10 protein-coding genes and 1 riboswitch are annotated in these 13,154 nt (G+C 44.1%); of the genes, 1 reads left to right on the forward strand and 9 read right to left on the reverse strand.

Going from position 1 to position 13,154, the window contains the following annotated elements; genetic code table 11:
* Nucleotides 1-7 precede the first annotated feature (7 nt).
* From glmM to ACE01T_RS11650, 8 genes are all read right to left on the reverse strand, one after another.
* Nucleotides 8-1,339: a phosphoglucosamine mutase gene (gene glmM, locus ACE01T_RS11615; protein WP_395519303.1), complete on the reverse strand. Its 1,332-nt coding sequence runs from the start codon at nt 1,337-1,339 to the stop codon at nt 8-10.
* A 125-nt stretch (nt 1,340-1,464) separates the two neighbouring features.
* Nucleotides 1,465-2,931 (reverse strand): IMP dehydrogenase, encoded by a 1,467-nt coding sequence (gene guaB / locus ACE01T_RS11620; RefSeq protein WP_092820514.1) that lies wholly within the window; start codon nt 2,929-2,931, stop codon nt 1,465-1,467.
* A 333-nt stretch (nt 2,932-3,264) separates the two neighbouring features.
* Nucleotides 3,265-3,630 carry a YkgJ family cysteine cluster protein gene (locus ACE01T_RS11625; RefSeq protein WP_180081420.1) on the reverse strand — a complete coding sequence of 122 codons (366 nt, stop codon included), beginning with the start codon at nt 3,628-3,630 and terminating at the stop codon, nt 3,265-3,267.
* 96 nt (nt 3,631-3,726) lie between these two features.
* Nucleotides 3,727-4,524: an oxygen-binding di-iron domain-containing protein gene (locus ACE01T_RS11630; protein ID WP_086196618.1), complete on the reverse strand. Its 798-nt coding sequence runs from the start codon at nt 4,522-4,524 to the stop codon at nt 3,727-3,729.
* A gap of 181 nt (nt 4,525-4,705) precedes the next feature.
* Entirely contained in the window at nt 4,706-5,284 is a 579-nt protein-coding gene (locus ACE01T_RS11635; protein ID WP_395519304.1) for a TMEM165/GDT1 family protein, read from the reverse strand.
* Nucleotides 5,285-5,357: 73 nt separating this feature from the next.
* Nucleotides 5,358-5,503: riboswitch (yybP-ykoY riboswitch) on the reverse strand.
* Nucleotides 5,504-5,728: 225 nt separating this feature from the next.
* Nucleotides 5,729-7,744 (reverse strand): 2-oxo acid dehydrogenase subunit E2, encoded by a 2,016-nt coding sequence (locus ACE01T_RS11640; RefSeq protein WP_395519305.1) that lies wholly within the window; start codon nt 7,742-7,744, stop codon nt 5,729-5,731.
* 2 nt (nt 7,745-7,746) lie between these two features.
* On the reverse strand, nt 7,747-10,461 hold the full coding sequence (aceE, locus tag ACE01T_RS11645) for a pyruvate dehydrogenase (acetyl-transferring), homodimeric type (protein ID WP_395519306.1): 2,715 nt from the start codon (nt 10,459-10,461) through the stop codon (nt 7,747-7,749).
* Nucleotides 10,462-10,729: 268 nt separating this feature from the next.
* Nucleotides 10,730-11,419, reverse strand: coding sequence for a M23 family metallopeptidase (locus ACE01T_RS11650; RefSeq protein WP_395519307.1), 690 nt, complete (start codon nt 11,417-11,419; stop codon nt 10,730-10,732).
* 108 nt (nt 11,420-11,527) lie between these two features.
* Between ACE01T_RS11650 and ACE01T_RS11655 the strand changes: the two genes are divergently transcribed.
* A complete protein-coding gene (locus ACE01T_RS11655) occupies nt 11,528-11,968 on the forward strand; it encodes a DUF721 domain-containing protein (protein WP_086196535.1) in 441 nt (146 codons plus the stop codon).
* Nucleotides 11,969-12,065: 97 nt separating this feature from the next.
* Here the strand turns inward: ACE01T_RS11655 and lpxC are convergent, their stop codons facing one another.
* The gene (lpxC, locus tag ACE01T_RS11660) at nt 12,066-12,968 is read right to left on the reverse strand and encodes a UDP-3-O-acyl-N-acetylglucosamine deacetylase (RefSeq protein ID WP_166170614.1); all 903 of its coding nucleotides are present in this window, start codon (nt 12,966-12,968) and stop codon (nt 12,066-12,068) included.
* Nucleotides 12,969-13,154 lie beyond the last annotated feature (186 nt).

Genomic DNA, 13,154 nt, shown 5'->3' on the forward strand with positions numbered 1-13,154 from the left:
TGTTCCCTTATACTGCGTTAGAACGTACACTGTCTGCAAGCTGATTGGCCAAAGCCGTGACTTCTTGCAGATCATCCCCTTCAACCATCACCCGAATGACCGGTTCCGTTCCTGACTTACGAATCAGTAAACGACCACGGCCTTTTAATTGTGCTGCAGCCCGATCAAATTCAGCCACCAATGCAGGCACAGCATACGGGTCAAACATTTGTTGCAAACGTACATTTACCAAGACATTTGGCAATAAATGGAAACCTTCAACCAGTTCATGTAAGGCTTTCTTCTGTTCGACCATGACAGTCAATACCTGCAAGGCAGCTATAATGGCATCACCTGTCGTACTCTTGTCTAAAGTCAGAATATGGCCTGATGGTTCACCACCAATGACCCAACCTTTTTCGTCCAAGGCTTGTAACACATAACGGTCACCCACGCTGGCACGGACAAATGGAACCTGGGCTTTTTCCAAAGCCAATTCAAGTGCCATATTGCTCATGACCGTACCGACAATGCCTGCCGGCTTGTTCTTGCCCTGAGTAGCCAAAATGTACAGGATATGATCACCAGTAATTTGCTGACCGTTTTTATCCACCATAATCACGCGGTCTGCATCGCCATCAAAGGCAATACCCAAATCTGCCTGATGTTCAAGCACGGCTTTTTGCAGGTTTTCCGGATGGGTCGAACCACAGTCCTGATTGATGTTTAAGCCATCCGGTTCATTATAAAGTGCTACGACTTTGGCGCCCAGCTCCTTAAAAACCGATGGCCCCACGTTATAGGCAGCACCATTGGCACAGTCCACCACAATTTTCAGGTTACTGAGGTCAAAATGGTAAGGGAAAGTCGATTTACAGAATTCAATGTAACGGCCATTGGCATCTTTTACACGCACACTTTTACCCAGGTTTGCGGTATCTTCAATTTTGAGTTCGTTTTCGAGCTCTTTATTGATCGCATCCTGTAATTCATCCGGCAGTTTCTTGCCTTCGCTAGAGAAGAATTTGATTCCATTATCAAAATAAGGATTGTGTGAAGCTGAGATCACAATCCCTAAGCTGGCGTGTAAAGCACGGGTTAAATGGGCAATCGCAGGGGTAGGTAAAGGACCAAGCAAATGCACATATACACCCGCTGCATTTAGACCGGCCTGTAATGCAGATTCTAAAATATAGCCCGACAAACGCGTATCTTTACCTAAAACAACAATCGGTTTTTTCTTATTACTGAACTGTTTTAAAACTTTACCTGCAGCAAAACCCAACTTCAGGGCAAATTCAGGTGTAATCGGAAGTTCCCCAAACTTTCCACGAATTCCATCTGTTCCAAAATAACTCATTTTCTACTCACTTCTTATACATTTATAGGGAAATTAATCATCCCATTTTCATGCAAATACTTTACACCAAAATCAAAAAAGCCGTCATATAAATGACGGCTTTTCCTGACTTTGATTACTAAAAATTAACCAACACGGTAGTTCGGTGCTTCTTTGGTAATGGTCACGTCATGTACGTGCGACTCAGACATACCTGCTGCGGTAATTTTCACAAACTTGGCATTTTGACGAAGATCGTTCACAGTCGCAGAACCGGTATAACCCATAGAAGAACGCAGGCCGCCCATCATTTGATGAACGATATTACCCATAGGACCTTTATAAGGTACGCGGCCTTCAATACCTTCCGGTACGAGTTTTTCCTGACCGGCTTTAGAGTCCTGGAAATAACGGTCAGCAGAACCTGTTGCACCCGCCATTGCGCCCAATGAACCCATACCACGGTAAGCCTTGTAATAACGGCCCTGGAAGAATTCAACCTCACCCGGTGCTTCTTCAGTACCCGCCATCAATGAACCGACCATGATGGTGCTTGCACCGGCGCCAATTGCCTTCGCCATATCGCCAGAGAAGCGGATACCACCGTCAGCAATTAAAGGAATCTGGTCTTTCAATGCATTGGCAACGCTGTCAATCGCAGAAATTTGTGGCATACCAATACCGGCAACAATACGTGTAGTACAGATCGAACCAGGACCGATACCGACTTTTACCGCATCCGCACCGGCATCAAGAAGCGCAAGTGCAGCATCACCAGTGGCAATGTTACCGCCAATCACCTGAACTTGCGGATAGTTGGCTTTGACCCAGCGAACACGTTCAATCACGCCTGCAGAGTGACCATGGGCTGTATCGACAACAATGGCATCTACACCCGCCTCAACCAGTGCTTCAACACGGCTTGGTGTTTCTGCGCCAGTACCGACTGCCGCACCCACACGTAGACGACCGAGGTCATCTTTACAGCTGTTTGGATAAAGTTCCGCTTTACGGAAATCAGTGACCGTAATCAAACCTTTCAGTTCGTTGTTATCACCCACCACCAATACTTTTTCAATGCGATTTTTTTGCAGAAGTGCCTGGATATTTTCTTTTGATTCGTTTTCACGAACAGTCACCAGACGGTCCTGACCAGTCATGATATTACTGACAGGTTGTTCCAGATTGGTTTCGAAACGTGTATCACGACCCGTCACAATACCGACAACCTTGCCATCTTTAACCACAGGCACACCGCTGATGTTGTTGGCTTGAGTGATTGCGATCAGTTCACGAACAGTGGTTTCTGGCGTTACGGTGATAGGGTCTTTCACCATACCCGCTTCAAATTTTTTCACACGGCGTACTTCTGCAGCTTGCGCAGCAATGTCCATGTTTTTGTGCAAGATACCAATACCGCCATTTTGCGCCATTGCAATTGCCATACGGGATTCAGTCACCGTATCCATAGCTGCTGACACAAGAGGAATATTCAAGTTAATGCCGCGAGTAAGGCGTGTCTTTAAGGAGACATCTTTTGGGAGAACAGTTGAGTAGGCAGGGAGTAATAAGACATCATCGAAGGTTAAAGCTTCTTGAACGATGGTCAACATAACAGTCTCACTGGTAATTTCCGTGCGCTATTATAAACAAAAAAAACAATTTTATTCATGCTTATTTCAGGCAGCAATGTAAAATAAATTTAGATTACTGAATATTATTGGGTTTTTGAATTTAAATACCGCAATTCGGGCTGAATTTCCTGATCAGTATTTCATTCAGACTGGACAACAAAAAACCTCGCGCTGTATCACCTAGACACCGCAAGCCCCGCTAACCAGTGCAAAAGACTCTAATCATGGCTTTACCCATCAAAACCGTGTGTTTTTAAATAAAAAAGCAGAGCCAGGGCCCTGCTTTTTTATTCTGGGATGATGAATCACGATCTAGCTGACACGTTCAAAACTGTCATCATTCTCGGCATCCTCTACCTCAATCTGGATAAAGGGAATCATATTGTGGGCCATACGGGCCTTGTTACATTGTTCATCGGCAATTTGCACTTCTTTACACGAGGAACTGCGTGACTCATACATGCCACAGCTAACCTGCGTGCCTATTTCACCATTCAGGGCAATACAGCGAGGATTTTTTTGATTGGTTCCCACCATACATGAATATACCGCTGTTACAGGTTCAGTATAATTTTCGGGCATTGGAATTCCCTCTGCCCAATAAAATGAAACCCGAAAATAGGCGCAACATGCGCCACAGCTTAAACATGCATCCTGTGCAGGAACTTGAGACAACATTTCTTATAAATTCTCGTCATCAAAAAAGTTTTTTTGGGATAGAAAATATAAAAAATGTTGTTTTTTGACTCAAGAAAAATTTTGTATTTTCTTGAACTATTCAGGACAGGTAAATACGCTTTCGTCCATCAGGTCGGTGCCGCATTCCAAGGTTTCAATCCAGTCCAAAAATTGATGGATCTGCTCTTTGCCAATAAATGGCGTGCCATGCTGTGGCACAATCATTTCCACATCCATGCTACGGACCATTTGTACCCACAGACGGATCACTTTATTGCAACACATATAGCGTTGATGAAAGCCTTTCATCTTCGGAATATGCGCAGCAAAATTTTCCAGCGGTTTAGAGACATCATCTACCATGGATGCGCCCATATCACCAGAAAACAGAATTTTGGCAATCGGATCATAAAACTGGAAATTACCGACCGAATGCAGAAAATGTGCCGGAACGGCAACAATGCTCGATTCACCCAACGGAATCACCTGACCATGGTCAGGCAGCTCAACCAGACGATCCAGCCAGTTCCCTTTCATCCGGTCGCTCATGAAAGCCGAGCTCAAATGTGGTAAGAAACGTGCCCATAATTTTGATGCTACTATTTTGGCCTCGGTATAGACCAGCCAGCGTGGCATAGAAGTAATAATGTCGGGGTCCTGATGGGAGGCCATAACATAATCAAGATTGGTTAGACGGGTATATTTGTTCAGCTCCATGGTCAATGGAACATAGGTCAAGTCGCCCCCTGGATCAAGCACTGCAGCACGTTCATGATCCAAGATTAGAAACTGGTTTGCCTGTACACCTTCACCTTTCACTAAACTGGTAAAACTAATACATTTATGCGTACCATTATCAAATAGTACCTGTGATGTGGTGCGATCAAACGCCATACCCATTCCCCAAAATATCGTTTTTAAACTAAATTTTTAATTCCTCTCAACATATAGGGATTCATGGAAATTTACAACAAAATAACATCTGAATACTGGTAGATTTATCAGTAAATTGTGCGGTATTTCTCAATAAAAAATCCCGACAAAAATGTCAGGATTTTTTTAATGCTATTCAAATTTAAAAGAAATAATGTTGTACCAGTGCCGCCACACCAATCACTAAAAACACAACTGCACCAATTTTATGAATCAGTGAAATCGGTAGTTTTTCTGCCAGTTTGTTACCAATAAAAACCGCAGGAGCATTGACCAGCATAATGCCCAGTGTAGTTCCCAATGTTACCCAGCCTATACTGTCAAAGCGCGCGGCAAGTGCCACGGTAGCAATCTGGGTTTTATCACCAATTTCTGCCAGAAAGAATAAAACAAACGTGGCACTAAAGACGCCATATTTTTGCCATTTATTAATGCTTTCAGTTTCATCATCCAGTTCATCTGGAATCAGCATCCAGGCCGCCATCGCAATAAATCCAAGGGAAACAATCCATAACAATACGGTCGGGCTCAGAACGGTTGTAATCCATTGCCCCAGGACAGCGGAAACACCATGGTTGACCACGGTCGCCAGAAAAATTGCTATCAGAATTGGTACAGGTTTACGGAAACGCGCAGCCAGCAGCAAAGCCAGCAATTGAGTTTTGTCACCCATTTCAGACAAGGCAACAACAGCTAAAGAAATCAGGAAGGCTGAAAGCATGATGTATTTCTCTGGCTAGCATAATAAAACCTGTGACTCACCCCTCCTGCTAGCCAAATTGAGCAGAGTGGTAAATCAAAGGTCTTGCCAACAAAAAGAAAATCATGATCAAAAGATCATTTGGTTCTTTGCTATGATGACCATGTTCTGTGGAACAATTATGTTGACCATCACCTTTTTACATTGCGTAAAAAGCGGCTACTCCCCAATGAAGTGCATGCATTTTAAGCTGAAAGATAAAAATTTTCAAATGACTTTAAAAATATCATTTCAGGACAATGCTAAACATTGCGACTCATGGCAAAAATTGGATTAAAGATCATTTTAAGCGGCTGTGTTAACCATCTTATCCCTATCATAAGAATGAGTCTGCGTATGTCTCAATACCAAAGATTTCATAAAAAAACCCTGCCGAAGCAGGGTTTTTTGTAGCCTAAACTGAAATTAGAGCAACAGACTACGGATATCCGCCAACAATTTGGTCAGCTTATGGGTAAAGCGTGCTGCATCTGCGCCATTAATCACACGGTGGTCATAAGACAATGACAATGGAAGCATCAGCTTAGGATCAAAACTTGTACCATTCCAGACCGGTTGCATGGTGGCTGGTGAAATACCCAAAATCGCCACCTGAGGCCAGTTCACCAATGGTGTGAATGCGGTACCGCCAATTGAACCCAGGCTGGTAATGGTAAAGTTCGCCCCTTGCAAGTCTTTCGGTGACAATTTCTTGTCACGTGCTTTCTTGCTCAGCTCACCCAGTTCAACTGCAATTTGCTTGATTGATTTTTGATCTGGATTACGCAGTACCGGTACAGTCAAACCATCCGGTGTTGCCACGGCAATCCCCATATGGATTTCATTACGCAGCAATACCGATTTTTGATCGTCTGCCAAATGGCCTGCAAAATACGGCTCTTCCTTCAACAGATGAGCGACTGCTTTGGCAATAAAAGCCAGAATCGTCAGGCTAATACCGTCTTGTTTAAACTTAGCTTTGAGTTCACCACGCCATGCTTCAAGTTCGGTAATATCTGCCAGGTCAAACTGCGTCACCTGTGGAATGTAGTTATTCAATGACAATTGCGGCACAGATACCTGTTGCAGACGGGTCATGGCTTTCACTTCACCACCGCCAAATGCCGAGAAGTCTGGCAATGCAGGCAAGCCAGGAACTTGTGCTACAGTCTGTGCTAACGGTGCAGCTTGAGGTGCAGTTAAGCGTGTTTTTACATAAGCAAAAACATCTTCCTTCATCAAGCGGTCATGAGCACCTGATGCCTTCACTTCAGCAAGTACCACGCCCAACTCACGCGCCAGCTTACGCACCGCAGGACCGGCATAGACTTTGGCATTGGCAGCATTCTGCTCTTTGCTCAGCTTATCAGCCGATTGAACGGGTGCTTGTTCTACAGATGTAGCCGCTTGTGGCACTGCTGCCGGAGCAGGTGCTGCTTTGGCTGCAGGAGTAGCTTCAACTTTAGCTGGCTGAGCTACAACTGCCTGTCCTTCCACTTCGATGGTTACCAGAGCCATGCCTTGTGAGACATTTTGCCCCATTTGTACGTGAATGGCTTTAATTACCCCTGCCGATGAGCTTGGTACTTCAACGGTCGCTTTATCAGATTCAACCACAATAATGCTTTGATCCGCCTCAACCGTGTCACCGACTTGAACTAAAATTTCCGCCACTACAGCTTTATCTACACCCAGATCAGGCACAGCAATTTCAACGTCTCCGCTTGGTGCAGAGGCTACAGGTGCCTGAACTGATGTTTCTATTTTTGGCGCATTCACAGAAGATGTTTCTGTAGAAGCTGTACTTGGTGCTGCTTCAACAGCTGAAGATGCAGTTTTCACTTTGAGCAGAACCACACCTTCTTTGACTGTGTCGCCTGCCCGAACTTCAACGCTCTCAACCGTACCTGAAACGGTACTTGGCACTTCTACAGTGGCTTTATCAGATTCCACCACTACAATGCTTTGATCGACAGCAATTTCATCACCTACCTGGACCAAAATTTCGCCGACCAGGGCTTTTTCTACCCCAATGTCAGGGACTTGCACTTCAACAATTGAAGAGCTGCCAGTCGGAGCCTTCGGTGCAGAAGCTGCTGGTTGATGGGATGCCAGTTCCTGCATAATTTCCTGATCAGGCAGCGAGGTCGGAGTATTTTCCGAAGTCTTCTGTGAAGCAGCTGCTTCCTGGACTTCAGTCGCACTGGTTGAACCGTCTTCAGCTTCTAGTTCAATCAGGACCGAACCTTCTGAAACCACATCGCCCGCTGCAACCGTAATACTTTTCACAATCCCTGCCGAAGTACTTGGCACTTCAACAGAGGCTTTATCTGATTCAAGCAAAATCAGGCTGTCATCTACCGCAACGCTATCGCCCACTTTGACCAAAATTTCAGCAACGGTGGCTTTATCTACCCCAATATCAGGTGTTTTGATTTGCATGCTTAGTTCTCCTCACCTGATTGTTCTTTATAGTCCGCAACCGCCTGAATTTCAGGATGTGCTTGAGGTGCCCAAGCGACTGGACGATCAGTATCAAGTTCAAAGCTGGAGATGGCATCTTTCACCAAACGCGCATCAACCTCACCTTCATCGGCCAGTTTCTTCAAGGTTGCCACAACAATGTGCGCAGCATCCACACCGAAGTAACTACGCAAATTGCCACGAGTATCTGAACGGCCGTAACCATCGGTGCCCAAAGCTACAAATGGACGGTTGTCTGGAAGATAGGCACGAATCTGTTCGCTGTATGCGCGCATATGATCGGTTGCAGAAACCACGATACCGTCTGTTTCACGCAATTGTTGTGACACCCAAGATTCTTTGGTGTCTTCTGCCAATGGATGCAGGCGATTGTATTCTTCACATGCCATACCATCACGTGCCAGTTCGTTGAAGCTGGTGACACTCCACACATTCGAGTGAATCTGGTATTCATCGCGCAAGATTTTCGCCGCTTTAATCACTTCACGAAGAATCACACCGGAACCCATCAGCTGAACAGTGGCTTTATCATCCTGTTCAAGCAGATACATACCGCGTTTGATGCCTTCTTCCACACCTTGCGGCATTTCAGGATGCTCATAGTTTTCGTTCATGACGGTCAGGTAATAGAACACACGTTCCTGATTGACATACATGCGTTGCAAACCATCGTGTACGATCACTGCAAGTTCATAACCGAAACATGGGTCATAAGACACACAGTTCGGAATAGTATTCGCCAGAATATGCGAATGACCATCCTGATGCTGCAAACCCTCACCATTCAATGTAGTACGGCCCGCAGTTGCACCCAACAAGAAACCTTGTGCCTGTGCATCACCGGCTGCCCAGGCAATATCGCCAATACGCTGGAAACCGAACATCGAGTAGTACATGTACATTGGAATCATCGGCAGGTTATTGGTTGAATAACTGGTTGCCAAGGCTGCCCATGCACTCATTGCACCGGCCTCGTTAATTCCTTCCTGCAACATGTGACCATCTTTGGCTTCACGATAGTTCATCAGCTGTTCTTGGTCTTCGGGAGTATATTTCTGACCATGTGCAGCATAGATCCCCAACTGACGGAACATGCCTTCTAAACCAAAGGTACGTGCTTCATCCGGTACGATCGGAACAACGCGGTCTTTAATGGCTTTTTCTTTCAGCAGCGCTGAAATTAAGCGAACCATCACCATCGTGGTTGATTGCTGTTTGCCATTTGAACCTTTTAATACCGCATCAAACACTGAAAGTTCTGGAATTGCCAAAACTTCACTTTCTTTACGACGTGCAGGCAGATAGCCACCCAATGCTTCACGACGTGCCTTCATGTATTTAATTTCAGGCGAGTTTTCACTTGGACGGTAAAATGGAACTTCTTCAAGCTGTTCATCGGTAAATGGCAGATTGAAACGGTTGCGTACATACTTGAGTGATTCAAGCTGCATTTTCTTGATTTGGTGGGTTTTGTTGACCGCTTCAATTTCTTCAGACAGACCATAACCTTTAACTGTTTTCGCTAAAATTACGGTTGGCTGACCTGTAGACTTCATTGCTTCGGCATAGGCAGCGTACACTTTGTAAGGGTCATGACCGCCACGGTTTAAGTTATCGATGTCTTCATCACTTAAACCTTTAACAAGTTCTTCAGCTTCTGGGTATTTACCAAAAAAGTGTGCACGCGTATAAGCACCACCTTTTACCTGATAACGTTGATAATCACCATCCACCGCCTCTTCCATCACAGCTTTTAAAGCACCGGATTCATCTTTGGCAAGCAGCGGATCCCAATGACGGCCCCATACCACTTTAATCACGCGCCAGCCGGCACCACGGAATAAGGATTCAAGTTCCTGGATAATCTTACCGTTACCGCGAACAGGACCGTCCAGACGCTGTAAGTTACAGTTCACCACCCAAATCAGGTTGTCTAACTTTTCACGACCGGCGAGCGAAATCGCACCTGTACTTTCCGGTTCATCCATCTCACCATCGCCAAGGTAAGCCCAGACCTTACGGTCTTCTTCTTTAATGAGACTACGGTTCATCAGGTATTTTTGAATATGCGCCTGATAGATCGACATGATCGGACCCAGACCCATCGATACGGTCGGGAACTGCCAATAATCCGGCATCAAGTAAGGATGCGGATAACTTGGCAAACCATTGCCACCCACTTCACGACGGAAATTGTTCAGTTGCTCTTCAGTCAAACGGCCTTCCAGAAATGAACGTGCATAAATCCCTGGCGCACAGTGACCTTGATAATAGATCATGTCGCCACCAAAGTGGTCGCTATTGGCGCGGAAGAAGTGGTTAAAACCAACATCGTATAAGGTTGCAGAAGATGCAAAACTGGCCAAGTGACCACCCAGGTCGTCACCGGTCTTATTGGCACGTAACACCATTGCCAAGGCATTCCAGCGAATCAGGGCACGGATACGGCGCTCCATATCCTGGTCGCCTGGCATAGCCGGGGTTTCTTCAACTGAAATGGTATTAAGATAAGGAGTATTTAGACGCTGAATAGGAACATGCTTGGCAATCGCGCGCTGATAGAGCTTTTCTAACAAAAATGCAGCACGCTCTGTACCCATATGCTGTAAAACCGAGTCAAATGCATCTTGCCATTCTTGGGTTTCTTGCGCGTCGGTATCACCATAAAACGCCATATTTCACCTATTCCTTGAGCTTATTTATAGTCTCTATATGTACCATACTTTAGAGGGCATCAGTTATCGCTACAGCTGAATACGGAATACCACTATTATTTAGATAATAAATACTCGTTGACCATTCTTTACGCAATAAAACAAAAAACCGCCAATAAAGGCGGTTTTTTATACAATAACTATTCTCTTGAATGATACTATTATATTCGAAAGCTCTAAAGGTTCTAGAGTTACTCTTTAACGAATATACAAATCTGTATTTATCAACTTATGGCAACATTGCTAAATAAGTTGATGGATTTTTGCGTTGTCCATCTTTCACGACTTCATAATGCAAGTGTGGACCGGTACAACGACCTGTACAACCCACATTGGCAATGTGCTCTCCAGCTTCTACACGATCACCAACACGGGCAATTAAACGCGATGCATGCGCATAACGGGTTAAATAGCCATTACCGTGATTAATTTCCACGTATTGGCCATAACCTGTACCCCAACCCGATTTGGTCACTACACCCGGGCCAGTCGCATAAATAGGCGTACCGCTTGGTGCGGACAAATCCAGACCAGAGTGATTTTCAGCGCGGCCACCCATGGTACGGCCACCAAAGTCTGAGCTCACACGTTTCATAGCTGGAAGGGGATGAGATACTAACCAGGAGTAAGCGTTGCCAGAATAAGTTTGTGAATTCTTTGAACCATATTTTTTAGCCAATGGTTCATTGTTTAATTCAATTGTTTTTTCACGCAATTGAACATTCATTCTGGTTTCAGCAGGAAGATCAATATCATTTGACTCTGCATAAGACCCTTGAGCCAAAGTACGAGTCAATTGTTCAATGCGATCTTCCGATACATTATTAGAGTTAGGATTTAATTCAACTAAATCTGCAAAAGCCACAGATGCGGCAGAAGCTGCCAATGAAAACGCTAATAAAATACGTCGCGTATGCATAAAAAACCTCTTTTAACTGTTCTTAGTCAATGTCCTTGCGTGATCTCTTCCTTGATATCCACTAAAAGAAGTGCGTAAGATTAAGACACAAGTATGTAGGAACAATGTATGTCGGAACCAGTTAACATCTTTCAACAAACAAGAAAACACTTAAAAACAGGAAACTTTACGTTTCTCTCTACACAAGTTGCTGCATGGCAGAAACTTACAAAACTCATTCAACCAATATTGCCCCAACCGGAGCAATGGCAAGTTGTTTGTTATCAACATGGCATTTTGACGATTACGGGTGCAAATCAAGCCATGATTAGCCAGCTTGCCTATCTTCAAAAGCAATATATCTCACAATTGTTACAATTACCTGAATTTAAAGACTTACAAAAATTGCAAGTACGATTAAGAATTCAGATGCAACCCCCTTTAAAACCCCAATCTCTGTCCCGATCCCTTAGTCCAGATACTCAAGACTTACTGCGTGGTGCTGCTGACTTTGTAAGCGACCCTAAGCTTAGCCAAGCTATGCTACGTTTGGCAAGAAATAAAAAGTAACCAATCTAGGCATATCTTTGAATTAAGAAAAAAAACATGTGAACTGCTTAACAATTCATTTTGTTATATTATAACGTGTGCATTAAAAGACAATAACTTATGTCACACTTACATAAGAAATTGGGCATTGATTAATGTCATCAAATGTTACAATTTCGTAATTACTTGGATCACTTTTAACATTGCGTAATAATTGATTATTTAAGGCATGTCCGGACTTATACCCATCAAATTTGGCAATAATCTGGTGGCCTAAGAGATATAAATCCCCGACTGCATCCAGAATTTTGTGACGGACAAATTCATCTGAGAAGCGAAGCCCTTCTTCATTGACCACACCAGTTTCATCTACCCCAATGGCATTGTCCAGACTCGCCCCCAAGGCCAGATTATTGGCTTTTAGATAATCCAGATCTTTCATAAAACCAAAAGTACGTGCTCCACTGACTTCATAGACAAAAGTTTCGGTAGAAAAGTCGATGGTTGCTGACTGATATTCTTTTTTAAATGCAGGATGATCAAAATCAATGGTAAAGTTGAGCTGGAAGCCATCATGAGGATGAAATACTGCACGCTTATCATCAATGAATGCTTCAACATGTTTTAAAATTTTTATAAATTTTTTCGGTGCATCCTGTTCTTGTAGTCCGCCTTGCATCAGCAGGTAAATAAATGGACCAGCACTACCGTCCATAATCGGAACTTCTGAAGCCGAAACTTCAATAATCAGGTTATCAATCCCCAGTCCTGCAATGGCACTCATGACATGCTCAATGGTCCCGACTTTGGCATTTTCCTGAACCAAGTTTGAACACATAAATGCTTCTTGAATCAGCATGGCGTCTGCAGGAATGTCCACCTGCGGATCTAAATCGATACGTCGAAATACAATACCCCCATCCACATGGTGCGGCACAAAGTTAATTAAGACTTTTTGCCCACTATGAAGACCAATACCGCTCGCTTTCACGACACGCTGTAGGGTACGTTGTTTCAACATGTTTTTCTATCATCTGCTCATCAAACCGCTATACGTTAGCATATTTAGCCATTGATAAAAAATAAAAAGGTAGTCTTGCGACCACTGCTGTCCCATAGTTTGCTTTAAATAAAAAAACCTGAGTCCTAACAGTTAAAATATGAGTGCAAACAAACACTTTAACGACCAGGATTCAGGTTTTGTCAC

Source organism: Acinetobacter uliginosus, from assembly GCF_044130295.1.
In the GTDB taxonomy this organism is placed as follows: Bacteria; Pseudomonadota; Gammaproteobacteria; order Pseudomonadales; family Moraxellaceae; genus Acinetobacter.